The sequence below is a fragment of the Lysinibacillus sp. NPDC086135 genome, assembly GCF_044746345.1.
Lineage (GTDB): Bacteria > Bacillota > Bacilli > Bacillales_A > Planococcaceae > Lysinibacillus.
The window spans coordinates 63,552-88,217 of sequence record NZ_JBIVCA010000018.1 but is presented as its reverse complement, the minus strand read 5'-3'; the positions used below and the strand labels follow the sequence as shown (position 1 = coordinate 88,217).

At 37.3% G+C, this 24,666-nt stretch carries 24 protein-coding genes and 1 riboswitch; of the genes, 18 read left to right on the top strand and 6 right to left on the bottom strand.

The features are described from left to right. The first annotated feature begins 13 nt into the window (after positions 1–13). The 4 genes from cydS to ACIPKN_RS20720 all read left to right on the top strand — a co-directional run bounded on the left by cydS (position 14) and on the right by ACIPKN_RS20720 (position 3,116). A complete protein-coding gene (cydS, locus tag ACIPKN_RS20735; protein WP_256469478.1) occupies positions 14–136 on the top strand; it encodes a cytochrome bd oxidase small subunit CydS family protein in 123 nt (40 codons plus the stop codon). A gap of 175 nt (positions 137–311) precedes the next feature. After that, on the top strand, positions 312–1,685 hold the full coding sequence (rlmD, locus tag ACIPKN_RS20730) for a 23S rRNA (uracil(1939)-C(5))-methyltransferase RlmD (protein WP_400939647.1): 1,374 nt from the start codon (positions 312–314) through the stop codon (positions 1,683–1,685). Continuing rightward, entirely contained in the window at positions 1,685–1,873 is a 189-nt protein-coding gene (locus tag ACIPKN_RS20725; RefSeq protein WP_323655684.1) for a hypothetical protein, read from the top strand. Before rlmD ends, ACIPKN_RS20725 begins: the two co-directional genes overlap by 1 nt. A gap of 253 nt (positions 1,874–2,126) precedes the next feature. After that, positions 2,127–3,116: a tRNA dihydrouridine synthase gene (locus tag ACIPKN_RS20720; protein WP_400939645.1), complete on the top strand. Its 990-nt coding sequence runs from the start codon at positions 2,127–2,129 to the stop codon at positions 3,114–3,116. Between the two features lie 51 nt (positions 3,117–3,167). On the opposite strand, the gene ACIPKN_RS20715 is transcribed toward ACIPKN_RS20720, so the two are convergent. Continuing rightward, positions 3,168–4,091 (bottom strand): GNAT family N-acetyltransferase, encoded by a 924-nt coding sequence (locus ACIPKN_RS20715; RefSeq protein WP_400939643.1) that lies wholly within the window; start codon positions 4,089–4,091, stop codon positions 3,168–3,170. 184 nt (positions 4,092–4,275) lie between these two features. Here ACIPKN_RS20715 and ACIPKN_RS20710 point away from each other — a divergent pair, with 184 nt between their 5' ends. Together ACIPKN_RS20710 and ACIPKN_RS20705 are read left to right on the top strand one after the other, a co-directional pair. Next, entirely contained in the window at positions 4,276–4,488 is a 213-nt protein-coding gene (locus tag ACIPKN_RS20710) for a response regulator (RefSeq protein ID WP_400939641.1), read from the top strand. A 244-nt stretch (positions 4,489–4,732) separates the two neighbouring features. Beyond that, positions 4,733–5,947 carry an MFS transporter gene (locus ACIPKN_RS20705; protein ID WP_400939638.1) on the top strand — a complete coding sequence of 405 codons (1,215 nt, stop codon included), beginning with the start codon at positions 4,733–4,735 and terminating at the stop codon, positions 5,945–5,947. A 292-nt stretch (positions 5,948–6,239) separates the two neighbouring features. Here the strand turns inward: ACIPKN_RS20705 and ACIPKN_RS20700 are convergent, their stop codons facing one another. After that, on the bottom strand, positions 6,240–6,437 hold the full coding sequence (locus ACIPKN_RS20700) for an alpha/beta-type small acid-soluble spore protein (protein ID WP_053483023.1): 198 nt from the start codon (positions 6,435–6,437) through the stop codon (positions 6,240–6,242). Positions 6,438–6,642: 205 nt separating this feature from the next. Here ACIPKN_RS20700 and ACIPKN_RS20695 point away from each other — a divergent pair, with 205 nt between their 5' ends. The 6 genes from ACIPKN_RS20695 to ACIPKN_RS20670 all read left to right on the top strand — a co-directional run bounded on the left by ACIPKN_RS20695 (position 6,643) and on the right by ACIPKN_RS20670 (position 13,148). Further along, positions 6,643–7,137: a YehS family protein gene (locus ACIPKN_RS20695; protein WP_400939635.1), complete on the top strand. Its 495-nt coding sequence runs from the start codon at positions 6,643–6,645 to the stop codon at positions 7,135–7,137. A gap of 265 nt (positions 7,138–7,402) precedes the next feature. Further along, positions 7,403–7,597, top strand: a complete 195-nt coding sequence (locus ACIPKN_RS20690; RefSeq protein WP_142510112.1) for a hypothetical protein — start codon at positions 7,403–7,405, stop codon at positions 7,595–7,597. 230 nt (positions 7,598–7,827) lie between these two features. Beyond that, positions 7,828–7,913, top strand: a riboswitch (cyclic di-GMP riboswitch). A gap of 108 nt (positions 7,914–8,021) precedes the next feature. After that, positions 8,022–9,764: a methyl-accepting chemotaxis protein gene (locus ACIPKN_RS20685; RefSeq protein WP_400939632.1), complete on the top strand. Its 1,743-nt coding sequence runs from the start codon at positions 8,022–8,024 to the stop codon at positions 9,762–9,764. After that, on the top strand, positions 9,764–10,516 hold the full coding sequence (locus ACIPKN_RS20680; protein ID WP_400939629.1) for an SDR family NAD(P)-dependent oxidoreductase: 753 nt from the start codon (positions 9,764–9,766) through the stop codon (positions 10,514–10,516). Before ACIPKN_RS20685 ends, ACIPKN_RS20680 begins: the two co-directional genes overlap by 1 nt. A gap of 24 nt (positions 10,517–10,540) precedes the next feature. Continuing rightward, positions 10,541–12,037 carry a sodium:solute symporter family protein gene (locus tag ACIPKN_RS20675; protein WP_142510115.1) on the top strand — a complete coding sequence of 499 codons (1,497 nt, stop codon included), beginning with the start codon at positions 10,541–10,543 and terminating at the stop codon, positions 12,035–12,037. Positions 12,038–12,464: 427 nt separating this feature from the next. After that, positions 12,465–13,148, top strand: coding sequence for a hypothetical protein (locus tag ACIPKN_RS20670; RefSeq protein ID WP_400939625.1), 684 nt, complete (start codon positions 12,465–12,467; stop codon positions 13,146–13,148). A 205-nt stretch (positions 13,149–13,353) separates the two neighbouring features. Here ACIPKN_RS20670 and ACIPKN_RS20665 read toward each other — a convergent pair whose 3' ends face one another. After that, positions 13,354–15,048, bottom strand: a complete 1,695-nt coding sequence (locus tag ACIPKN_RS20665) for a methyl-accepting chemotaxis protein (protein ID WP_400939623.1) — start codon at positions 15,046–15,048, stop codon at positions 13,354–13,356. Positions 15,049–15,363: 315 nt separating this feature from the next. Continuing rightward, positions 15,364–16,359, bottom strand: coding sequence for a M23 family metallopeptidase (locus tag ACIPKN_RS20660; protein WP_400939621.1), 996 nt, complete (start codon positions 16,357–16,359; stop codon positions 15,364–15,366). Between ACIPKN_RS20660 and ACIPKN_RS20655 the strand changes: the two genes are divergently transcribed. The 4 genes from ACIPKN_RS20655 to ACIPKN_RS20640 all read left to right on the top strand — a co-directional run bounded on the left by ACIPKN_RS20655 (position 16,351) and on the right by ACIPKN_RS20640 (position 21,650). Next, complete coding sequence (locus tag ACIPKN_RS20655) at positions 16,351–16,632, top strand: hypothetical protein (RefSeq protein WP_400939619.1); 282 nt, start codon at positions 16,351–16,353, stop codon at positions 16,630–16,632. The genes ACIPKN_RS20660 and ACIPKN_RS20655 overlap by 9 nt on opposite strands. A 381-nt stretch (positions 16,633–17,013) precedes the next feature. After that, positions 17,014–18,909, top strand: coding sequence for a PrkA family serine protein kinase (locus ACIPKN_RS20650; protein ID WP_400939708.1), 1,896 nt, complete (start codon positions 17,014–17,016; stop codon positions 18,907–18,909). Between the two features lie 152 nt (positions 18,910–19,061). Next, positions 19,062–20,219, top strand: coding sequence for a sporulation protein YhbH (gene yhbH / locus ACIPKN_RS20645; RefSeq protein ID WP_400939617.1), 1,158 nt, complete (start codon positions 19,062–19,064; stop codon positions 20,217–20,219). A 33-nt stretch (positions 20,220–20,252) separates the two neighbouring features. After that, positions 20,253–21,650 (top strand): SpoVR family protein, encoded by a 1,398-nt coding sequence (locus ACIPKN_RS20640; protein WP_400939705.1) that lies wholly within the window; start codon positions 20,253–20,255, stop codon positions 21,648–21,650. A 161-nt stretch (positions 21,651–21,811) separates the two neighbouring features. On the opposite strand, the gene ACIPKN_RS20635 is transcribed toward ACIPKN_RS20640, so the two are convergent. Further along, on the bottom strand, positions 21,812–22,162 hold the full coding sequence (locus ACIPKN_RS20635; RefSeq protein ID WP_400939615.1) for a hypothetical protein: 351 nt from the start codon (positions 22,160–22,162) through the stop codon (positions 21,812–21,814). A 187-nt stretch (positions 22,163–22,349) separates the two neighbouring features. Here ACIPKN_RS20635 and ACIPKN_RS20630 point away from each other — a divergent pair, with 187 nt between their 5' ends. Then, positions 22,350–23,225, top strand: a complete 876-nt coding sequence (locus ACIPKN_RS20630) for a radical SAM/SPASM domain-containing protein (protein ID WP_400939613.1) — start codon at positions 22,350–22,352, stop codon at positions 23,223–23,225. Positions 23,226–23,375: 150 nt separating this feature from the next. Here ACIPKN_RS20630 and ACIPKN_RS20625 read toward each other — a convergent pair whose 3' ends face one another. Next, entirely contained in the window at positions 23,376–23,765 is a 390-nt protein-coding gene (locus ACIPKN_RS20625) for a helix-turn-helix domain-containing protein (protein WP_142510121.1), read from the bottom strand. Positions 23,766–23,981: 216 nt separating this feature from the next. On the opposite strand from ACIPKN_RS20625, the gene ACIPKN_RS20620 reads away from it, so the two are divergent. Then, a complete protein-coding gene (locus ACIPKN_RS20620) occupies positions 23,982–24,617 on the top strand; it encodes a restriction endonuclease subunit S (RefSeq protein ID WP_400939611.1) in 636 nt (211 codons plus the stop codon). Positions 24,618–24,666 lie beyond the last annotated feature (49 nt).

The following is a 24,666-nucleotide window of genomic DNA, read 5'->3' as shown; positions in this document are numbered from 1 at the left end:
GAGGGATACAACTATGACAAGTTTTTTGATTTTTTATGCACCATTTATAGTCGTCATCCTAGGTGTAGTTGCTGCTTTCTGGTGGGCACCTAGAGATTACCATACAGTAAGGAAAGAGGGGAAGAGTCGCGAATAGCGGCTCTTTTTTCTACTCGTGTAAAGGTGATCAGTTTGAGAGCGGATACCAATCTTGTCTTCCTGATCAGTTAGAAGTAGAGACGACCACATTTGAGCCGTTAATATGAAGCCTTGTTCTTTTGTCATCCGCCACAACATGCTACAATAAAGAGATTGAAATGGAGGATGTACGAATGTCAGCACCCGTGAAAAAGAATGACCGACTAACAGTTTATATAGAGGATTTAACACATGATGGCAATGGCGTCGCAAAGGTCGATGGCTATCCATTATTTATCCAAGGTGCACTTCCTAGTGAAACGGCGGAAATACATGTTGTAAAAACGTTAAAAAACTACGGCTTTGCGAAGGTCGTAGAAATTCTCGAGCCATCATCAGATCGTGTAGATGCGCCTTGTGAATATTTTAAACAATGTGGCGGCTGCCAATTACAACACCTGTCTTATGAAGGACAGTTAAAATGGAAAGAAAACATGGTGCGTAATGTCATGCAGCGCATTGGTAAAATTGATGCGCCTGTTCTACCAGTGAAGGGCATGGAAGAGCCTTGGCATTACCGTAATAAAGCGCAAATACCTTTCTCCTCAAATGAAGCAGGACAAGCAATTGCTGGTTTCTACAAAACGAAGTCTCATAGCATTGTGGATATGGAGCGATGCTTAATTCAGACTGAAGAAGCGGACGCTATTCTTGCAGGTTTGAAAAAGGAACTAGTGGCAATCGGTGTTCGACCATACAACGAATTATCGCATGAGGGAATGCTTCGCCACGTAGTTGTTCGTAAGGCACGAGCAACTGGTGAAGTGATGGTTGTTGTCGTAACTAAAAAGAAAAAATTCCCGCAAAAAGAAGCCGCTGTTGCGACAATCCAGAAGCTTGTCCCGAATGTTACATCCATTATGCAAAACGTTAATAGCGACAAAACGAACGTTATTTTCGGTGATGAAACCGTAAATCTGTGGGGCAAGGACGTTATTATTGATACAATTGGCGATGTTCGCTTTGAAATTTCAGCCCGTTCATTTTACCAAGTAAACCCTGAGCAAACGGAAGTTCTATACAAACAAGCATTAGACTACGCTAACTTACAGGGTGATGAACGAGTAATTGATGCATACTGTGGTATCGGCACAATTTCATTATTCCTTGCACAACAGGCAAAGGCTGTTATGGGTGTTGAAATTGTCCCACAAGCGATTGAAGATGCAAAACGCAATGCAGCACTAAATGGCTTTACGAACACGTATTTCGAGGCTGGGCCAGCAGAGGAAGTAATTCCACGTTGGTATAAGGAAGGCAAAGAAGCGGATGTTTTAGTAGTTGACCCACCACGCAAAGGTTGCGATGAGGCTCTTCTTCAGACGATTTTAGAGCAACGTCCTAAGCGTGTTGTGTATGTGTCCTGTAACCCAGCTACACTAGCGCGCGATCTTCGAATTTTGGAGGATGGGGGCTATAAAACGCAGGAGATTCAACCTGTAGATATGTTCCCGCATTCGACGCATGTGGAGGTTGTTACGGAACTAACTCTAAAGGAGCGATCATAATGGACGCAGCAAAAAAATGGCTCTCTATCCCGAAAGATATCAGAGAAATGCTCGTGAAAAACGTATTTTGTGGCAATTGTGGTGTAACGGCAATTGTGAAGTACACGATACAAGAGGGAGAATATGCCCCTGTATTGAAGGGGAAATGCAAGACTTGTGGTAGGGATGTTGCTCGGGTGATTGATTAGTAAATGATAGAACTCTGAAAGGATGGAGTGAATATTCCATCCTTTTTGTGTAAGCATGGAAGGGTTTTGGTTGAATCTTATGCTTGAATAGAAGAGGTTACTTTTGATATATGTGAATTAAAATACGACTTTCACAAATTATAAATACCAAATGTATTTGTTGATAATCAGTTATTGAGCATGATATAAGTGTAAAAGAAGTAGAACATTTGGCTTCATATTTTTTGATCGAGAGTTTGAAGTTGTATCCATAGTGAGAGGATTTGAGTTTGACATGATAGATAATTTTTGGCGTGACTTACCGCGACCATTTTTTGTACTTGCACCAATGGAAGATGTGACGGATGTTGTTTTTCGTCATGTAGTAAGTGAAGCCGGTCGACCGGACGTATTTTTCACAGAGTTTACAAACTCGGATAGCTATTGTCATCCAGAGGGCATGAAAAGTGTGCGTGGTCGTTTAATTTTTACAGAAGATGAACAGCCAATGGTGGCACATATATGGGGGGATAATCCCGAATATTTTCGTCAAATGAGTATTGGTATGGCGGAGCTAGGTTTTAAAGGCATCGATATTAATATGGGTTGTCCTGTACCGAATGTGGCATCGAGAGGGAAAGGTAGTGGCCTTATTCTGCGTCCAGACGTTGCGACAGAGCTTATTCAAGCAGCAAAAGCAGGAGGACTACCTGTCAGCGTGAAAACACGACTTGGCTTTAAAGAGGTAAATGAGTGGGAGGAGTGGCTAACGCATATTTTAAAGCAGGATATTGCGAACCTTTCTATTCATTTACGTACAAGAAAGGAAATGAGCCAAGTAGATGCGCATTGGGAGCTAATTCCGGAAATCAAAAAATTGCGTGACCGTATTGCACCAAATACGCTAATAACAATCAATGGAGACATTCCTGACCGTCAAACTGGGCTACAACTTGCTGAACAATATGGTATTGATGGCGTTATGATCGGGCGAGGTATTTTTAAAAATCCTTTTGCTTTTGAAAAAGAGCCGAAAGAGCATAGTAGTAAAAAGTATCTTGATCTTTTAAGACTGCAGCTTGATCTTCAAGATCAATATGCGGAAGTACTACCACGTTCAATCTCTGGGCTTCATCGCTTTTTCAAAATTTATGTTAAAGGTTTCCGTGGAGCTGGTGAATTAAGAAATCAATTGATGAACACGAAATCAACAGATGAAGTGCGTGCATTGCTTGATAACTTTGAATCAAACGATGTTGAATGACGAAGGACCGTAGATAGAAAAGAGGGGCAATGAACCCCTCTTTTTTGTTGCCTAATTCAGTTTTGTAAAGTACCTTATCTCTTCTGTATCCGTATAAAAACCGACAGACTCGTATAGAGATAAAGCTGATTTATTTGTAGTTAGTACCATGAGAGTAGCTTTTTGTAGCTGATGAGACTTAAGGTATTTCATAGCTTGTGTAAGCAAAAACTGGGCAATACCGCGTTTCCTCCACGGTTCACGGACAAAAACGTCCTCTATTACACCGTAGTCTTCTTCTTGCCATGCCATCAGTCCACCAATAATAGCGTCTGTTTGACGTATGACCATGGATGTCCATAGCTTGTTGTTCTTGTATTCAGATAACCTATTTAGACCAAGTGGAGTGTCTGGCCAAATTTCGGCTTCTATATCAAGGTAATCTCTTTCCTCGCTAGAAGTTTCCATCTTCCAGTATGAGAATTGAAATTCTTCTTGTAGTGTTAACGCAGGAATAGGTTTATTCAAATCACGATTCATACGATACAGGCTATTTAGAGGGAGGTAGCATTTTTGGATAAAAAACTGATTGTTTGCAGTTTCTTCCGAGTCGTTACCAACGCAAAGGATTGTTCCATATTCTTTAGGTAAAGTTTCCTTTAATTGATGTGCTCTTTTGAAAAGATATTGATAGACTTTATCGAGCAGAGCAATGTCATGTTCTCTTTCAGAAATGGTTTTAAGATTAACGTATATAGAGTGGTTATTCTCTATTGAACGACCGGGGGGTACAACGTTAATGATGCTAACTTGCCCCTTAGCGACCATTTTCCCATTTTCAAATGCGCAATAAACGTTACGCCAATTATCTTCGTCTCCGACCCACCAAAATGTCGCATTTTCTTTTGCTGTAACGGATTGGTACAATTCTCCAAGTAAAGGCATGTCTCCATTTTCAAAATTACGTATGAAAATTTCTGTTGATGATTGGCTCAAAATAATCCTCCTCGTAGTATGGGATTTCGCAGTTTAGAAGGTTGGCTATGCGAGTTCCCTGTATCGATTCCATCTATACATTATATATCGTAAAATGGTATTATATGTAATAATATTTTTAGCGATTCTTTAAATAACTTTTTCTAAAATAGCTGTTACTTATTGCCCAAAAGGAGAATTAACTATGTACAAACTTATGCATATTGAAGACGATACTGAATTAAGTGCGCTTATTCAAGAAAACTTGGAGCGCTATGGGTATACTGTTGTACAGCTTAAAGACTTTTTTGATATAGATGAAAATGGCCTCCTATCTCAACTAAGAGCTAAGGTAATTTTTTCTACTATAAGGCATTGCTATTTCAATAATAATCTTATAGAATATAGAACAACATAAATGAACGAAATAAATTTCCTTTAATACGGTCCAGAGAGGCTGAAAAGGGCTACTTGATATTTTAAGGCTAATAATATCTTTGATTTGGCATGCCCTTTTGTCCTCTGTGACAGAAGGGCTTTTATTTTGCTTCAACCTCTTTTAATGGAGTCCCGTGAGGCTTCAAAAGAGAATGGACAAGAATTGTATAATCCATTCCCTCAAAAAGAGATCTTTATCAACAAGAAACTGGAGGATTGTAAAGATGGATTATCGTAAGAAAACAGTGGTAGCTTCAGTAGCTGGTTTAACGTTGGAAGGGATGGACATTATGTTTATCTCCTTTGCAATGACAATGATTATTTCGGAATTTAACATTGATTTCGCAACGGGTGGGCTCATTTCTGCCGTAACGAATATTGGTATGCTGTTAGGTGGCATTATTTTCGGGGTTTTAGCTGATAAGTATGGGCGGGTAAAAGTGTTTACTTATACCGTCTTGCTGTTTGCAATTGGTACAGCTTTAACTGGGTTAGCAACAACTATTGAACAAATTTATATTTATAGATTTATTGCAGGTCTCGGTGCAGGGGGCGAATACGGCATTGGTATGGCGCTTGTTGCCGAGGCTTGGCCGAAGAATAAGCAAGGAAGAGCCTCTTCATATGTTAGTGTAGGTGCTCAATACGGAGTTATTTTAGCAGCGTTACTAAGTGCCATTATTCTTCCTACTTTAGGATGGAGAGCTTTATTCTTTGTTGGTGTAGTACCTGTCATTTTCGCTTTTATCGTGCGAAGAAATCTTGAGGAATCACCGGAGTGGCTGGCTGCTCAGAAAAATAAAAAAATCGACAATCAACATGAAAAAGGTAAGTTGGTGCAGCTATTTGAAACGCCTCGAACTTCGATGACGACAATATCATTAATCGTTATGGCAACTGTTCAAATTGCTGGTTACAATGGCTTAATGATTTGGTTGCCATCTATGTTGCAAAAATCTCAAGGTCTATCCGTTTCAAGCTCGGCACTTTGGACAATTAGCACAGCAGTTGGCATGATTATTGGGATGCTAACATTTGGACGATTTATGGACCGATTTGGCGCAAAGCGTGCATTCGGAATCTTTTTACTTACCTCTGCATGTGCAGTATTTTTATACGCATATGCCACAGGTAGTATCGCAATTTTATTAGGTGGTGCAATTGTCGGCTTCTTTTCAAACGGGATGTTCGCAGGGTATGGAGCTTTAATTAGTAGCTTCTATCCGGTGCAAATTCGAAGTACAGCAACAAATACAATTTTTAACTTTGGTAGAGCAATTGGAGGATTTTCACCAATCTTTGTCGGCTATATTCTTCAAAGTTATGATATGACGGTCGTTATGATCTATTTAGCTGCCTTATATTGTATTTCCTTTATCGTGATGCTTACTCTAAAAAAAGGGGCAAGCGAGGCTTTACAACCGGTTGAAATTAAATAAATCAATTATGCCTCGGCATAAATTGTGTCTGGAATCGGCTTTGTGCTTAGGCCTGCAGATGTTTTTTGCGCGAAAGCGTAGTGCTAACGCAGCGTCAGCAACTGGTTTTGTCTGTGCGAAAGCGAAGTGGCAGCAACAGCACGATGCAGGTCAGTTAGCCGTTATCGCATGGATGCGATGATTTTAGGCTAACATCCTCTAAGAACCCCTTTCCGATTCCATGACATCCGCCGAACATGAAAGAACGAATGCCAATTTTAAAAAAGGGATTCGTTCTTTGTTTAATTTATTATTATAATAAACCTTTTGAACGTTTTTCAGCCATTTCTACGAGGCGTTTTGTTATTTCTCCCCCGACTGAACCGTTTGCACGAGAAGAGGCTTCTGGCCCTAATTGTACATTAAATTCTTGTGCGATTTCATATTTCAATTGATTAACGGCTTCATGTACACCGGGAACTAGAAGCTTATTTGAACTACGATTAGCCATTTATCTCACCTCCTTGTGATTAGAATGGTCGAGAGTTAGCTAATCATACATGTTAAAAAATAAAATGCACATTCTAAATACTTTAGTAAAGTAACTTTTGGAAAGCTAACTAAAATTGTGAATGTCTCTGCTATAATAAAGTAATGCTTCAATTAGGATAGGATTATTAGAAGCGCTTTTACAGTTAAAAATGGAGGTTTTTAAAATGACGAACAATGATATTTTAATTCGTTTAAGATATGCATTAGATATCAAAAATACAGATATGGTTAAAATTTTTCAGCTAGGTGGCATGGACTATACGAAAGAAGAAGTATTGAACATGCTTATTAAAGTTTATGATGAGGAAGAAGCACCAGAAGAATACATTAAATGTAATAATAAAATGTTAGAGGCTTTTTTAAATGGATTTATTACATTTAAACGGGGTCCGCAAAAGCCTAAGCCAGGTCAATCAGAAGGACCACTACCTGTTTCAGGAAAAGAAAGCCCTAATAATATGGTATTAAAGAAAGTGAAGATTGCGTTAGCCTTAACGACTGAGGAGATGCTCGATATTTTATATGATGGAGGCGTTAGCGTTTCGAAAGGCGAATTAGGTGCCATTTTAAGAAATCCAAGTCATCGTAACTATAAAGAATGTGGCGATCGCTTTGTGAGAAATTTTTTAAGAGGGCTGACAGATAAGTATAGAAATTAAAAAACGTTCACTCTGAATTGTCAAGTGTGAATTTCAATGAAAAACTAATGGATCAATGATTAACAAAGCAACTGCAATTTTGCAGTTGCTTTTTCGTGAAGAATTTTACGTAAAAATACTCGCTGTGATAAAAATATTCTGTAAAAAGCGCATTTTCCTTAGTTGAATATAGTTGACAATTTATGGCGGAATTGTGTACACTGGAAATGACATAAAGTTGTCACAAAGAGGAAAAATAAATGTTCACGAACAGAGGGGTGCTTTTATGTTTGGTTTAAACATTTTATTAGTTGCTTTCGCATGTGTTACAATCCCACTTGTTGTTGCTTCAGTGATGTTAGACATTTTTTATGCAGAAAAGAAACAAGTTCGTTTTTCATTACGCCGTACATCTATGTGGTATTCCTGCATGTTTGCTTTATCATTTATACCGTCGGTCTTATACATGACACTAAAATAGATATATCTTTAATTTGAATAATCATTTAGGGGTAATTGATTATTTAAAATTATAGTAGCAGCTACAATATTGCGTTGTAGCTGTTTTTATTTGTTATGAAGAGAATTGTGGATAAGCTGAGAAAAATAAGTAATATTATTCATTTTATACTAATAGTAAAATAGTAAAAAATATGTGAATTTTAACCTGGTAACATTGACTACTTTTACCCATTATGTTAATTTGAGGAGGAAAAAGATGGGCAAATCTACTGAAAGGTAGAGACGCAAAGCTACAGATCTAAGGTAATAAATACTATGATGGCTGAGCTGCAAAGGAGTACTAGTTAGGTACATATATTGCTAGTCATATTCTTTGATGCCTGTTTCTTTTGAAATTGGTTATTTTTTTTGCCCAAAATACGATCAAGGAGGAAGTAATAATCATGAAGTTGTTTAAAAATGTTTCATTAAAAAACAAACTTTTACTAACGGTTTCTATTATTGTTTTGCTTCTAATTGCTATTATTACTACACAAAGTATTAGAGAATTAAACAATCGAATGTCTGTTGATTTAGAGCAAGAGTTGAAAAGTGTTGGTTTATTGACAGCTATGAATCTTGATAGGAATGATGTTAAAGATTTATTGACTGAAAAGGGAGAGACTAACGCTAAATTTAAAAAAATTCAAAAGCAACTCGATAAGATTCAAGAAGAACAAGGGATCATGAGTTGGAGCTATATTTGGGATGTGAAGGACGCAGATGGCGTTAACCCGATCGGCTATACATCTAATTTGAACGATGTCTATGAAGCGGGTGAAATCTTTACTGATTTAGCAGATGAACATGTAAAAACAGCTAAATTGGCAATTAAAAATGATAGCACTGCTGTAACTGATATTTTCGAAGATCCTTATGGTTCATGGCGAACTGTGTTTACCCCTATTAAAGATGACAATGGCAAGCTCATTGCTTTATTAGGTATTGATTATTCTGCGGACTACATAAATACGATCATTAAAACAAGTGTCATAAAACAAATCGTTATAGCTGTTATTGGAATTTTACTTCTATTAGTTTTACTCTACATAATTATTGATCGTCTATTAAAACCACTTAAGAAAGTAGTGAACGCTGCAAATCAAGTAGCGAATGGAGAATTAATAAATGTAGATTTAGAAATAACGAAGGACGAAATCGGAAATTTATCTAAATCTATTAAAACGATGGTTTCCAATTTACAACATATTATTTTAAATATTAGAAATACATCTGACAACGTTTCTTCTGCTGCTAATCAGCTAACTGTTAATGCAGCAGAAACATATAACAGCTCAACTACTATTGCTCAAGATATGGGACAAATCACGCAAAACGCTGAGGCTTCAATGGTTATGACTGAGGAAACAGCTGCTGCTATGGAGGAAACAGCGACAGGTATCCAGCAAATTGCTGACTCTGCTAATACGGCAGCCGAATCATCTATTTCTGCTTCTCAAGCTTCAGAACGTGGAAATCATGTTGTTCAGCAAGTCATTGCACAAATGGAGTTGATTAATGATTCTGTTGAACAAATCGGTACAACAATAAACGGATTACATATCAATACGAAAAAAATTAGCGATATCGTAAATCTTATTACAGCCATAGCAGATCAAACAAATCTACTAGCATTGAATGCGGCAATCGAAGCTGCTAGAGCAGGAGAGCATGGGAAAGGCTTCGCGGTTGTCGCTGATGAGGTTAGACGATTAGCGGAACAATCATCACAGTCTGCAACGGAAATATACAATTTAATTAGTACAATTCAAGCTGATTCAAATGCCTCTATCACTGTTATGGAAAAAGGTAAAGAAGATGTAAAGGCTGGTATGGAGTTTACAAACGAAGTAGGGGAAATCTTTAAAGAAATTCTCACTTCATCAGAACAAGTTGCCAGTCAGATACGTGAAATTTCAGCTGCATCTCAACAAATTTCAGCTTCTTCGGAGGAAGTAGCAGCATCTGTCAATAATATTAAGCAATCTGCGGAGCAGTCATCTGAATTCTCGGCGAATGTGTCAAATGCAACACAAGAGCAATTGACGACCATGCAAGAGGTGAAAGAAGCATCTTCTTCATTAGGAAAAACAGCAGAAGAATTGCAGGTACTTGTAGCAAAATTTAAATTGGAGAACGATCAATAATGGACATTAATTTTAAAGGAAAAAATGTACTAATTACGGGTTCAAGTAAAGGAATCGGCAAAGCCATTGCTTTGGGCTTTGCCGAGCAAGGGGCTAATATATGTATCAATTATATTGGTGATGATAACGAGGCAGAGGAAGTTCGTGCGCAAGCAGAAAAGTTTGGTGTACAAGCTATAAAATGTAATGCAGATGTATCGAACTCTCATCAAGTTCAAGCTATGTATCAATATATGGACAAACAGTTAGGCGAAATTGATGTTCTTGTCAATAACGCTGGGTTCGCACAGGCTTCAAGCATTACGGATTTAACAGATGAGCAGTGGGATAAAATGATCAAAGTTCATCTATATGGTTGTTTCTACAATTGTCGAGAAGCAGCAAAAAGAATGAAAGAACGAAACAATGGAAAAATTATTAATATTTCTTCTGATATTGGTAGTTTAGGTTGTGAGGAATTTACGCATTATTCTGCTGCAAAGGGCGGTATTAATGCATTTACGAAGGCTTTGGCACGAGAGTTAGCACCTTCGATACTAGTCAATGCAGTAGCTCCTAGTGGTACATTTACAGACATCCTAAAGGAATTTGGAGAGAATTATGTAGAGGAAGAGTCTGCTAAATATCCGTTAAAACGATTAGCTCAACCAGAAGAAATCGCAAAGACCGTGTTATTTTTAGCTTCAGAAAATGCGAATTTCTATACGGGTCAAGTATTAACGCCAAATGGCGGAGTCGTTATGAACGGTTAATGTGAAAAACTGAGGAGCAATACTATGTTAAATATAATCATCTTTAGCTTATACTTAATTTTTATTTATTACATTGGATATAAAGGATACAAACGGGTTAATACTGCGGAGGATTTAATTGTTGCTGGGTGGAGCATGCCTTTATCTGTTGTCACAGGAAGTCTAGTGGCTGCCTTATTAGCAGCCCCATTCTTCTTTGCAGCGGTAGGCTCTGGTTATACAAGTGGCGGCTTTGAAGGTTCAGCGACAATGGGTGGTTTAGGGACTTGTATGATTCTTGGAGCACTCATTTGGACGAAGCCATTACGTAGATTAAAGGGCTGGACATTAGCAGATTACTATGGATTAAGATATGGCAGTAAAAAGCTCGGTGCTTATACAGGCGTCGTAATGGCGATTGCCTTTGGTGTCTTTAATGCTGCTGCGTTAACAGTTGGTGGCACGTATATTATTCAGCAGCTATTACAAATTGATTTCGTTCCAGCAGCATTACTTTTTGTATCATTAACTGCCTTATATTCTGTAATTGGGGGCCTTTGGGCTGTAGCCTATACGGAAATTGTTCAGGGGGCACTGGCAGTAGCGGGTATAGTAGGGATCACAATTTTTATCTTATTCTATTACCCTGATGTAACATTTAACCCGGAGTGGTGGAATATTAGTGAACTCTTCAATAAGGCTGGAGCAGAGTTTTGGACACTATATCTTGTGTTAGCACTTGGTGATATTCCGGCAGTGGACTTAGGACAAAGGGTAGCCGCGGCTAAAAGTCCAAAAGTAGCTCAGCGCAGTATGATTATAGCTGGGACTATTATTATCGCTATTAGCTGGATTCCGGGTATGCTAGGAGAAGCGTTCAAAACGATTTATCCTGGTAGTACAAATCCAGAGACATTGATGCTTGCCTTTGCTCAAGGATATTTCCCACCGTTACTAGCAGCCATCTTTTTAACAGCAATGGCAGCGATGGGGATGTCTACTGTAGCCGCGTGTTATGTTGCAACTTCAGGAATTGTCACGAAAAACATTTATTTAGACTTTATTAATCGTAACCCAGATCCTAAAAAACTGTTAAAATTTTCAAGACTTATTATTATTTTAAGTGCTTTGCTAGGTTTAGTTTTAGCGGTCAGCTTCCAGAAAGTCATTGATTTAGCCTACTTGGCATGGGATATTGTATTCGTAACAATTTTCTGGCCAATCGTTTTAGGGCCGTTTTGGAAGCGAGTAAGTACACCTGCAGTTTGGGCGAGTATATCTGTCGGGTTAGTATATTACATTATTACATCTTTAACACATGTGCCTAGTCTTACTATCCAATCAGAGGGGTTTTTAGGTTTATTAAATGAGCTGTGGCAGGCACCTGTTTTCTCAGGCGTTGTGATCACAGGTATTACAATTGTTATTGTTAGTTTGATTATTCCACCTTCGCAACATGTTCTCGAGATGCATAAAATTGAAAAAGATAAGACTTTAGACAATGTAGGCAGTAAAGAGGAATTAAAGGAACATTCAAATTGATAATTATTTATAAATAAAAATGGAAACATGAGGGCATTGATTTTTAATGCCCCCATGTTTTTTTATGCGGACAACAACACTAGCTTGTTTTGGCAAAAAAAAGTACTTCGGGAATGGATAAATTTTACCAGGGGAATGTTGTGAAATTTATTGTTACAAAAAATTAAAAAGTAAGTTTTCACATAGAAAATTATTGTCTGAGGAGATTACAGCAGGCGTTGTGGAAATAACGATGCTTGCTAATAAGGCTGCAAAGGTAAGAGAGAGTGGATGGAGCAGTAAAGCTACAATCAAGATAACCTCCATTTTAATGGCAGAATAACTGGTCCCATAGAAATTAAGAATGAAAAGATAATCGTTAGAATAAAATTTCTATTAACATGGATGAAATAAACCTATCGATTATCTTTTTGAGGGTGGGATATGGATGAAAACCTTTTTTCTTGTATTTCTAGGAATGACCTATTTATTATTAGCAAAGTTAGTCGAAGCGGCTATCTTTAGCAACGTCTATTTTTTAATTGGTTTAGGAGTATTAATAGCAGGAATTATTCGATATGTTAAAGAACGATATATCTATAACAATAGATTAAATGAAATGAAAGAGGCTAGTGAGGAGGAGCTTATGGCTATCCCTCATACGCATTGCATCATCTCAAATGATTGTTTAAATGCTTTATTACTAAATGAACTAACAAATACACTTTTTCTCGTAAGTAGAGAAGATTTAGAAGAAGATTTGATTACAAAAGAAATCTCATTCAATAAAATATATGAAGTTGCTATAGTGGAGGACGAAATGTATATTGCTAGGACTAGCAATAGTTTAATAAGTAGTTCATTACTTGGTGAAGATCTGGATATAGAAGAGGAATCCGATGATGAGGACCCTGAGGATAACGCTGTGTCTCAATTGACGTTGAAAATTGTAGCTGATAACTTATCTGATCCTATTCTAGAATATATTTTTCTTGATAACGGTGAGCCTATATCAAGAGAAGAGGATGCGTATCAAGAAGCGTTAGAGTTATGTGAGGAATGGTTTCAGAAGATCAGTGTTATTATTAAACGCTATGAGCTTGAAAGGGTACCCATTAGACAGTGGCAATAAATTAAAATGTAGAAAAGAAAGCTATCTCGGACGTAATGTCGAGATAGCTTTTTTAGATTGATATTTTAAACGCTCAGGTAGTGAACCGAAGTGCTCCGGTGAGGCAGAGAAGTGATCCGTTATCGTCCCAAATTGCTTGGGGTACCAAAGAAATCTCTGTTAAAGACCTAACACGTTCACGTTCTCCAAATTAAGAATCCGTACTTTAAATTTTAAATCGCTGTAATTGGATATTTAGCTCTTCAGCCATACTAGCGAGTTGATTTGCACTCCTTGAAATTTCCTCCATAGTAGCGGCAGTTTCCTCTACAGTTGCTGTTGTTTGTTCTACACCAGCTGCAGACTCTTGAGAAATAGAAGCCATTTCATCAACAGAGACATTGATAGACTCGGAATTTTGAGCAACTTTATTTAAATTGCCTGAAATGGTATTTATGTTAAGGATCATTTCTTCAACGGCTTCCGAAATTTGGTCAAATGTTTCATTTGTTTGATTTAGTTGGGCGTTTCCTCTTTTTACTTCCTCATAGCCGGATTGCAGAGCAGTTGTTACATTGCCAGTTTCTCCTTGAATACGGTTGACGATTGTTGAAATATCAGTGACAGAGAATTGTACTTGTTCTGCAAGTTTACGAACTTCATCGGCTACAACTGCAAAACCTTTACCATGCTCTCCTGCGCGAGCTGCTTCGATGGCAGCGTTTAAGGCAAGTAAATTTGTTTGATTTGAAATATCATCAATGACAGAAACAAGCTTGGAAATTTCAGCAGACTGCGCATTCAAGCCTTCAACTTTTTTCACTGAATTTAACACAATCTCATTAATAGCTGCCATTTGTTGTGTTGACTGTATCATTAAGTCTTTACCAGTTGTTGTTAGTTCTTGTACATGACTTGAATGTTCTTTTAATTTAATGCCTTCCTGTGTTGTTTCATGAATACTGCGTTGGAAAGAAGACATTGTTCCGGCTAAATCACCTGCTGTAGATGCTTGCGTTTCTGTGCCAGAGGCTAGCTCCTGCATAGTCACGGTAATTTGCTCTGTACCTGATTGCACTTCATTCGAAGATTGGGCCAGCTCTTCGCTACTAGCTGCTACTGTTTCGGAAACGGTATAGATTGAGCTAATCGTTTGCTTTAATTTTTCATTCATTTCATTGGCGGAAAGCATTAATTGACCAATCTCATCACGATGAGTTATTGGAAGTAGTTCATGGTGCAAATTGCCATCCGCTAATTCACTCATGCGCTTTGAGACAATCGTAATAGGCTTAGAAATATCTCTAGCAGTGACAATAGCGATTAGGACACCTGCGATTGTCAATACAATGCTAACAATCATTCCAACTGTTTTATTGCTTAAACTTGTTGATACTACGTCATCTCCTACCTTAGTAATGGCATCCGAGCGTTTATTGGCTAAGTCTTCATAACCAACACGAACTTCGATTACAAGATTATTCATAGCTGTTAAATTTTTTAATGCTAATTCTCTATCACCTTTTTTATAAACATCGAATACTTCGGTGTTAACGCGATTGCTCCATGTACGTGCCATTTCTACTAGCGCATCACGCTCAGGTGTATTTTCGTATTTCTCTATAATACTGTTATTTTCTTCTGCTACTTTACGATATTCATTAAACATTTCTATGTATTTTTCATCACCAGATACAACATAACTTAAAGCTGCAGAGAGACGAACGCTCATAGACATTGCTAAATTTTTACTTGCCGTTAAGACTTGTAAATCTTCTTTTACTAAACCTTCTGCTTGTTTTTCCATCTTATTATTAGAAATATAAGAATAGGCTGTAAAACAAACAACTAATACTAATAAAAGAAGAAATGCACTTAATATTCGAGCTTTAAGTGTTTTAAACTGAAAAATACCTTTCATCTTTTCCCACCCTTTGCTAAATGGTCTCTAAAATATAATTGTTGTTATAGTACAAATATTATTTTATAACTAAATCTTTATATAAATAAGCCCTTTTAATGGAAAAATGAAAAATAGTTTTTTAGTACAATAATATTTTGGTGTTAAAGGGGTAGGTAGTTAAAAATATAGTATCTTATGTGCAATTATGAAGTTTTTTTAATATTTTTATGTATTTTTTCCTATTTAAGAAAAAGCACTTGCTGCACAAGTGCACCAAGCGCTCTAAATCAGAAAAGAAAACATTTCGCCATTTTTCAGCCGAGTCGTCATTCATTATTGTTGTTTTGCTTTTTTAGCTAGTCGTTCCCATTGTAGTAATGATGGATATGGATCAAATGCCCATTCTGTACGTCCATTGAACTTATATATGCCATAGTGAAGATGAGGCGGGAATTTTCCGGACGTTCCTTCTTTACCGTAGCCAGAACTACCAACATAACCGAGAACAGTTCCAGGCTCGACAAAGTCGCCTACATTAATCTTCTTATTATAACTACCGAGATGGGCATAATAATGATATGAGTTATGATTATCACGAACTCCTATGCGCCAACCACCAAATTGATTCCAGCCTTTTATTTCTACTACTCCATAAGAGGTAGAAAGTACGGGAGTCCCATAGCTAGCGAAAATATCCGTTCCTTCATGAATACGGCGTCCACCCCAGCCCCTATTGTCTCCCCATGTACTCCGATAACTGTAATCGTAATTAGTAGGGATTGGGAATGTGTGGTCATCGAGCTCAGTTGATTTGAAATGACTATACATTTTGGAAATGGTGAAGATTTGATTTACGGCCTGTTCACTTCCGTAATATTCCCATAAAGCTAATTTAAAGTCCTCATCAGTTGTTCCAAATTTACTTAAAAATGTAGCCATGGAGAAAATTATATCGGCATCATCCTTTGGGCTGGCAACTCCGTCACCATTGCCATCTAAACCCATCCCCCCAAAGTAACTAATTGTTTCTGGGCGAGTATCATCTCGTACAGGATTTAAAGCACCTGACCAATATTCATCAGAAAATTGAATGGCAATGATACCATCCCGTTTCGGAATATCTTTACGAACGGATTGTAAATTTCGTTCATATTGATCAATGGCTGCTAAGAAATGCCATGGGATAAGTAATTCATCAAATTGTACGTAATAGGCCATACGTTGCTGCACAATTTCTTCTTGGGTGGGTTCTTCTTTTGCTAAAGCAACAGAGGGGAGAGTAAAACTCCATAATAATATCCATAATAAAAGGAATATAAAATGGCGCAAATAGTGGACCTCCTTTCTAACGTTAGAATAACCGAATTTTTTATCTTCATTCAGCACTTTTTGTGGGAAAATGAAGCGGTAGAAATGAGCAATTTTGTGAAAGACAACGCACGTAAGGTGGATTTCCGTTCCGGCTGGGCGCTTTGTTGCTGCCGCTTCGCTTTCGCACAGAAAAAACATTTGTTGCTGCCGCTTCGCTTTCGCACAGCAAAAACATTTGTAGCTGACGCTTTGCTTTTGCACAGAGCAAAGCTACCTGGGGGCGTCCGATGAGCCGCTTGGGGCAACAGGATGTTTTTTGTCCCGAAAGCGTCGTGTAACGTAGCGGCAGCAACAGGGTGTTGGTCACGAAGGGCGTAATCACAGGATGTAAGCCTCCGTTCCTCTATTGCTGATCCCCAAGGAATCGCACCCTCCACTCTTCAGGTATAGTTTTAAAAAAACGACATCCTTTTTGGAATAAGCCGAAAAACGTAAGGCGATACGATTAGTGTTTTCATTCTTTTTTATCTTTAGCGTTTAAATTCCTGTTTTTCAGAGGAAAAAATTAAAAACGCAATAAGAAGAAATTTCGACAAAGAAAAAGTATTGGGTATCATAATGTCATTTCCTTCATACTATGTTATAAATCAAGCCCTGAATGGAGGGAAGGCTATCAACATTTTAGATAAAGTGAAAAGCTATCGCGAAGAAGAAAATCGGCTAAAGTGGGAAGGTACATTTGCAGATTACCTAAACATCATCAAGGAAAGACCTGAAGTTGCTCAAACGGCCCATTCACGCGTCTACAATATGATAAAAAGTGCTGGTGTAGAGGAACGCGATGGGCAAAAAATGTATGAATTTTTTGGGCAAGAAATTTTTGGGCTTGAAACAGCAGTTGAAAGACTGGTGGAGGAATATTTCCATCCAGCAGCGCGAAGATTGGATGTTAGAAAACGTATTTTGTTATTAATGGGACCAGTAAGTGGTGGTAAATCAACAATAGTAACCTTGTTGAAACGTGGACTCGAGCAATTTTCAAGAACAGATGAAGGTGCAGTTTTCGCAATTAAGGGATGCCCAATGCATGAGGATCCTCTACATTTAATTCCACATCATTTGCGTAAAGATTTTTATGAGGAGTATGGTATACGAATTGAAGGAAGCTTATCGCCTTTAAATACGATGCGTCTTGAAAAAGAGTACGAAGGACGTATTGAAAATGTGATGATTGAACGTATTACTTTTTCTGAAGACAAACGTGTGGGCATAGGAACATTTACGCCGTCAGATCCAAAATCACAAGATATTGCAGATTTAACAGGTAGTATTGATTTCTCAACAATCGGTGAATTTGGTTCAGAATCTGACCCTCGTGCTTATCGCTTTGATGGTGAGTTAAATAAGGCAAACAGAGGTATGATGGAGTTCCAAGAAATGTTAAAGCTTGATGAAAAATTCTTATGGAATTTATTGTCTTTAACACAGGAAGGTAATTTTAAAGCAGGTCGATTTGCATTAATTAGTGCAGATGAGTTAATTGTTGCGCATACAAACGAAACGGAGTATCGTTCATTTATTTCAAATAAAAAGAATGAGGCGTTACATTCACGTATTATTGTCATGCCGATTCCGTATAACTTAAAAGTTAGTCAGGAAGAATTGATTTACGAAAAAATGATTAAAGAAAGCGATATGTCACATGTTCATATTGCGCCGCATGCATTGAAGGCCGCAGCAATCTTTTCGGTTCTAACAAGGCTGGAAGTACCGAAAAAACAAGGTGTGGATCTTATTAAAAAAATGCGACTGTACGACGGAGAAAATGTGGAGGGATTTAATTCCGTTGACTTAGAGGAGCTTAAAAAAGAGTTTCCGAACGAAGGCATGAACGGTATTGATCCACGGTATATTATTAATCGTATTTCTTCTGCTATTATCCGAAAAGAGATACCATCTATTAATGCGTTAGATGTTCTACGTGCACTAAAGGATGGGCTTGACCAGCATGCTTCCATTACTCAGGAAGATCGAGAAAAATATATGAACTATATTGCAGTTGCTCGAAGAGAGTATGATGAAATTGCCAAGAATGAAGTGCAAAAAGCATTCGTTTATTCGTATGAAGAGTCTGCAAAAACATTGATGAATAATTACCTCGATAATGTAGAGGCGTTTTGTAATAAAAATAAAATTTTAGATCCATTGACTGGTGAGGAAATGAATCCTGATGAAAAGTTAATGCGCTCTATTGAAGAGCAAATAGGCATTTCGGAAAATGCAAAAAAAGCATTCCGTGAGGAGATATTAATTCGTATTTCTGCTTATGCTCGAAAAGGTAAGCGTTTTGACTATAATTCTCATGAAAGATTACGAGAAGCAATACAGAAAAAATTATTTGCGGATCTTAAGGATGTCGTGAAAATTACAACATCTTCAAAAATGCCGGATGAATCACAGTTGAAAAAGATTAATGAGGTTGTGGCAAGACTTGTTGATGAGCATGGCTATAATACAACGTCTGCTAATGAATTATTGCAGTATGTAGGTAGTCTGTTAAATCGTTAGCGACCTATTCAGTGGAAACTATAAGACTATTGATAGGAATGAATAGGAGTGTCCCATTTTAGGGCACTCCTTTTATCTTCATTTAAGTTCAAGAAAGCGAATGACTAGCATAGTATAGAAAAAGCGAATTTGATAGATGGGTGAGGATAAAAATGACTGAAAACGATAATAAACGTTTTGCCATTTCTCAGGAAAATTGGTCCCTCCATCGTAAAGGGCACCAGGACCAGCAACGGCATATGGAAAAAGTTAAAGATGCTATTAAGAATAATTTACCCGATTTAGTTAGTGAAGAAAGTATTGTCATGTCTAATGGTCGCGAGGTAATTAAAATACCTATACGTTCACTTGATGAATATAAAATTCGATATAACTATGATAACTCCAAGCATGTTGGGCAAGGTCAAGGAGACAGTAATGTAGGTGATGTGGTTGCGCGTGATCCCAGCAGAGGCAATCAGGCTAATGGTAAAGGAAAAGAAGCTGGTGACAAGCCAGGTCAGGATTATTATGAAGCTGAAGTAAGCATTGAAGAGGTTCAAAATGTGTTATTTAACGAGCTTGAGCTACCAAATCTACAGCAGAAAGAAAAAGCGGATATTAAGACGGAAAAAGTTGAGTTTAACGATATTCGGAAAAAAGGTTTAATGGGAAATGTCGATAAAAAGCGCACAATCCTTAATGCGCTAAAGCGTAATGCTATGCAAGGAAAACCAGACATTACGCCGATTCATAATGATGATCTGCGTTTTAAAACGTGGGATGAAGTGGAAAAACCTGAATCGAAGGCAGTGGTCCTTGCCATGATGGATACAAGTGGTTCCATGGGCTCCTTCGAAAAATATTGCGCAAGGAGCTTCTTCTTTTGGATGACAAAATTTTTGCGCTCCAAGTATGAAACAGTAGAAATTGAGTTTATTGCGCATCATACCGAGGCGAAAGTAGTAACAGAAGAGGAGTTTTTTACGAAGGGAGAAAGCGGTGGAACGATTTGTTCATCTGCCTATATAAAGGCACTGGAACTAATTAGGGAAAAGTATAATCCTGCTCGCTATAATATTTATCCAGTACATTTTTCAGATGGTGAAAATATTTCAATGGATAATGAAAAGTGCTTGAAGCTAGTGGGAGAGTTAATGGATGTATCGAGCATGTTTGGATATGGTGAAGTCAATCAGCATAACCGTTTTTCTACACTTATGTACACTTACAAAAAAATAGATGACCCTAAATTCAGATATCATATTTTGAGAAAAAAAGACGATGTGTACGATGCCTTAAAGAGCTTTTTCAAAAAAGATGAATCTTAAACCATGTTCAAAGGAGGAGGCAGAAAAGTGGAGATGAACGAGCTTGAACGAGCAATTGATGAAATCACAGAAATTGCCTCAAGCTTTGGCTTAGATTTCTTTCCAATGCGCTATGAAATTTGTCCGGCAGATATTATTTATACATTTGGCGCATATGGTATGCCTACTCGATTTTCACATTGGAGCTTCGGTAAACAATTCCACAAAATGAAGCTTCAATATGATTTAGGGCTAAGTCAAATCTATGAGCTAGTGATTAACTCTAACCCATGTTATGCATTTTTACTTGATACCAATACGTTAACACAAAATAAATTGATTATTGCGCATGTATTGGCGCACTGCGATTTCTTTAAAAATAATGTACGCTTCTCCAATACTAGAAGAGATATGGTGGAGAGTATGACTGCAACAGCTGAACGGATAGCTGGCTATGAAAGAGAATATGGAAAGGAAGAGGTCGAACAGTTTTTAGATGCGGTTTTAGCGATTCAGGAGCATATCGATCCTTCCCTTTTACGACCAAAATTGTCTTGGAATACGGAAGATGAACTTGAAGAGGAAAGTCCTCAAATAAAATCACCGTATGATGATCTCTGGCGTTTAGACGATAAGGAAAAAGAGTATAGATCGGTAAGGCGAAAAATAAAGCACTTCCCGCCAAAGCCAGAAAAAGATTTATTGCTATTTTTAGAGGAGCATAGTCGGGAGCTCGAGGACTGGCAGCGAGATATATTAACGATGATGCGTGAGGAAATGCTTTATTTTTGGCCACAATTAGAGACAAAAATAATGAATGAGGGCTGGGCTTCCTTTTGGCATCAACGCATCATGCGTGAGCTTAAGCTAACAACAGCGGAAACGATTGAATATGCGAAATTAAATGCAGGTGTTGTGCAGCCTTCAAAAACATCCATTAATCCTTATTACCTTGGTGTGAAAATTTTCGAGGATATTGAGAACCGCTATAATCATCCAACGGAAGAGATGAGAAAGCTAGGTGTTCAGCCAAACTCCGGTCGAGAGAAAATGTTTGAGGTTAGAGAGATAGAATCGGATATATCTTTTATCCGTAACTATTTGACGAAGGATTTAGCAAAACGTGAAGATCTATATTTGTTCCAGAAAAAGGGCAGTGAATACCGTATTACAGATAAGGAGTATGAAATGGTACGAGATCAGCTCGTATCGATGCGTGTAAACGGGGGATTCCCATATATCGTCGTTAAAAATGGAGATTACCTTCGGAACGGAGAGCTCTATTTAGTGCATGGCTATGAGGGGATGGAGCTCGATCCACACTACTTAGAAAACGTTTTGCCATATATTTATCAGCTATGGGGTCGTCCTGTACATCTAGAAACAAATGTGGATGGAAAGCCAATGCTTTATTCATATGATGGTACAAAAAATTATAAACGCAATGTGTGAGGTTGGTTCCTTGGCGAATAACTGAAACGAAAAAACTTCTATCTGTGGTATGAAATATCCCTGCAGATAGAAGTTTTTTACAGTCTAGAATCAACGTTCATCGCCATAATTTCTGTTCCGCCAGGGCGTTTTCCTGGGGAGTTCGATGAGCGCGGTCAACTTTATTCGTTGTTATTCTCATCTTCACTATGATTCGAAGATGAATGAATATCGCTGTCGATAACTCTACTGTCCCTTACTTTTATGCCTTGTTGTCCGCCAGCTTCATCGTTATCGTCACCAGCAATACCGCTTCGGCCGTTTCCATCAGCAAATTGGGAGTTTATATTTCTAGTACTGCCATTTATGGCATTTTGACCGCCTTGGTTGGCATTAGTACCTACATCCTTATTTATTTGTCCTCCACCTTCAGCCCTTTGTTCAAAATGGATTTCTTTATTGCCAATATTAATAGTAAGATGGATGGTAATATGATTTTTAGATGGATCTTTTGAATGTTCATTATTAGGCATAATTTTCACCTCCTTTATTTTAGCATTACTATTAAGTTATTAATCTTTCTTTAGCTTACCTGTTCATGTAGCCCTAAAATATATAAATAATGTGAGGGGATGGAGACTGAAAAACTGTTCCTTATCGTAAAATTTGATAAAATGAATAGGATTTGAATATAAGAAGAACTGGAACGGTGAAACAACGTTGAGAACATTTAAAAAGGTTTATATAGAAATAACGAGTGTCTGTAATTTAGCATGTAGCTTTTGTCCTCCAACTGCTCGTGCAAAGGGACTTATTAAAGTAGAACAATTTAATAAAATATTGGATGAAATACGTCCTCATACGAAATATATTTATTTGCATGTAAAAGGAGAGCCACTTTTACACCCACGTATTGATCAGCTACTTGATGCAGCACATGAGAAAGGTTTTAAAGTTAACATTACAACGAACGGTACACTGATTAAAAAGAATCGTGAAAAGATACTAGGGAAACCAGCCTTACGCCAAATTAATTTTTCTTTGCATAGTTTCGACGGTCATGAGGGATCGGAAAATCGTGAGAAATATTTAGGGGATATATTAGATTTTGTGCGTGCTTCGAAAGACTATAATACGATTATTTCATATCGATTATGGAATTTACAAAAGGATCATTTAACAGATATTGCGGCACGGAGAAATCGTGAAACGCTCGAAATTTTAGAAAATGAATATAATCTTGATTATCGCATCGAAGAAAAAGTGCAGCCTGGTAAAGGTGTAAAGATTGCTAATAATATTTATTTAAATCAGGATCATGAATTTAAGTGGCCAAGCTTACTGGAAGCGGAGGATGAAGGCAAAGGCTTTTGCCATGCACTACGAAGCCAAGCCGCTATTTTAGTGGACGGTACAGTAGTGCCTTGCTGTCTTGATGGTGAGGGCGTTATTAATTTGGGGAATGTGAATGAGAAATCCTTTACAGACATTGTTCAAGGAGAACGTGCAAATAATATTGTCGACGGATTTTCACGTAGAGAAGCTGTAGAAGAGCTATGCAGAAAATGTGGCTATCGTCAAAAGTTTGGAATGTAATAAAAAGATCCATTTGGTTGTAGACTAAATGGATCTTTTATATGGTTAAAACAATGGCATGCCACCATGATAAAACAGGCTCATCACCAAAAGTTATGGATGATATTTGTTAAAAAATAATTTTTGGCTAGCCATCAAACAGCTCCAACGTTATTGACTATTGGAGCTGTTTTTCTTTGATTGTGAATCAATAGTATCTAAAAAATCCTTCGTAATGCGTACTACGTATTTCACTTCGTCTAAATTGCGCTCCCTTAATACTGATCGATGTATGTCAAGCACAAGGTTCTTTTCTTCAATATCAGTAACACCGGATAATTTTTGAAAATTAAAAAGCTCCTCAGGGGCAATATCTAATGCTTTCATTAGCGTTTCTAAAGTGCTTAATGTGATATTAGACTGTCCGTGTTCAATGTTTGAGATTCGTCCTTTACTAAAACCTAGTTTCCCCGTTTTTTCTGCTACTTCTTCCTGACTAAGCCCCTTAGATACCCTAATAATACGGAGTTGTTCGCCTACTAGCTTTAAAAAGTCTGACATATGATTCACCTCTATGTAAAAAGCTAGTGAAAAACATTAAAAATGCCTATACCATTATAGTGGTATAATAGAGATAATGTTATAATAAAATGGTACAATGATTAATGGTAAGTTTTTATTGAGAGAAAAGCCATGTGTAAAACGGTGTTGATTTATTCTTCAGAAGCTTGTTTTAGAGTACAGCTAATTCTAGTTAAGGATTGGAGGATTCCATGCATGGTAAAGCGTTATCGATTAGATGAAGTTGCTAAAATAGAAGAGGGAAAAATAGTACCGAAGAAAAAGTATTTTCCAAACGTCGGAGTACCCCTAATTACAGCAGAAAGTTTAAAAAAGTTAATGCTAAATGGTGATATTGACCAATTACCAAAAGTTAATATTACATTGAAAGAACATTTAAAGTGTTCACTAGTACCAGCTAAAACCATCATTCTTACGAAAGCTAATATGAAGGAAGCAAATAAATATATTTATCAATGCGAAACTAAAATGTGTATTGCAAATGATATCGTCGCTATTATTCCAAATGAAACAATTATTTTAAGTGATTATTTATTACACTTTCTCAAATGGTATCAAATTCATAAAGAATGGCATCATTTGTACGATATACCTATAGATATCCCGATGTTAGCTGTCCAACAGAAAATGGTGCAAATTTTAAATAAGATTCAGTTTTTATTAAAGAATAAAGAGTCTTTAATGACAGCTGTAGAAGTGTTACCACAGAATTTTCACAATTTCTCGATGCAAATAGAAAATCATTCAAAAAGTTTACATCATGGGTTTAATCAGGCTCAGCATCTTTATGATGTTATGCTACATAAAATTTTCAAGGGTGAACTTAAATAAAATTGCACAATAATCAGTTCTTCATCTTCACTGGAATTAGATAAAATAA

Excerpts from the sequence above, each read along its gene's own strand:
- cydS (WP_256469478.1), top strand. The coding sequence starts at position 14 with ATGACAAGTTTTTTGATTTTTTATGCACCATTTATAGTCGTCATCCTA.
- ACIPKN_RS20700 (WP_053483023.1), bottom strand. The coding sequence starts at position 6,437 with ATGGCTAATCGTAGTTCAAATAAGCTTCTAGTTCCCGGTGTACATGAA.
- ACIPKN_RS20625 (WP_142510121.1), bottom strand. The coding sequence starts at position 23,765 with ATGTCAGACTTTTTAAAGCTAGTAGGCGAACAACTCCGTATTATTAGG.
- ACIPKN_RS20620 (WP_400939611.1), top strand. The coding sequence starts at position 23,982 with ATGGTAAAGCGTTATCGATTAGATGAAGTTGCTAAAATAGAAGAGGGA.
- ACIPKN_RS20725 (WP_323655684.1), top strand. The coding sequence starts at position 1,685 with ATGGACGCAGCAAAAAAATGGCTCTCTATCCCGAAAGATATCAGAGAA.
- ACIPKN_RS20655 (WP_400939619.1), top strand. The coding sequence starts at position 16,351 with ATGGCGCAAATAGTGGACCTCCTTTCTAACGTTAGAATAACCGAATTT.
- ACIPKN_RS20695 (WP_400939635.1), top strand. The coding sequence starts at position 6,643 with ATGACGAACAATGATATTTTAATTCGTTTAAGATATGCATTAGATATC.
- ACIPKN_RS20690 (WP_142510112.1), top strand. The coding sequence starts at position 7,403 with ATGTTTGGTTTAAACATTTTATTAGTTGCTTTCGCATGTGTTACAATC.
- ACIPKN_RS20635 (WP_400939615.1), bottom strand. The coding sequence starts at position 22,162 with ATGCCTAATAATGAACATTCAAAAGATCCATCTAAAAATCATATTACC.
- ACIPKN_RS20705 (WP_400939638.1), top strand. The coding sequence starts at position 4,733 with ATGGATTATCGTAAGAAAACAGTGGTAGCTTCAGTAGCTGGTTTAACG.
- ACIPKN_RS20675 (WP_142510115.1), top strand. The coding sequence starts at position 10,541 with ATGTTAAATATAATCATCTTTAGCTTATACTTAATTTTTATTTATTAC.
- ACIPKN_RS20685 (WP_400939632.1), top strand. The coding sequence starts at position 8,022 with ATGAAGTTGTTTAAAAATGTTTCATTAAAAAACAAACTTTTACTAACG.
- ACIPKN_RS20710 (WP_400939641.1), top strand. The coding sequence starts at position 4,276 with ATGTACAAACTTATGCATATTGAAGACGATACTGAATTAAGTGCGCTT.
- ACIPKN_RS20670 (WP_400939625.1), top strand. The coding sequence starts at position 12,465 with ATGAAAACCTTTTTTCTTGTATTTCTAGGAATGACCTATTTATTATTA.
- yhbH (WP_400939617.1), top strand. The coding sequence starts at position 19,062 with ATGACTGAAAACGATAATAAACGTTTTGCCATTTCTCAGGAAAATTGG.
- ACIPKN_RS20680 (WP_400939629.1), top strand. The coding sequence starts at position 9,764 with ATGGACATTAATTTTAAAGGAAAAAATGTACTAATTACGGGTTCAAGT.
- rlmD (WP_400939647.1), top strand. The coding sequence starts at position 312 with ATGTCAGCACCCGTGAAAAAGAATGACCGACTAACAGTTTATATAGAG.
- ACIPKN_RS20665 (WP_400939623.1), bottom strand. The coding sequence starts at position 15,048 with ATGAAAGGTATTTTTCAGTTTAAAACACTTAAAGCTCGAATATTAAGT.
- ACIPKN_RS20640 (WP_400939705.1), top strand. The coding sequence starts at position 20,253 with ATGAACGAGCTTGAACGAGCAATTGATGAAATCACAGAAATTGCCTCA.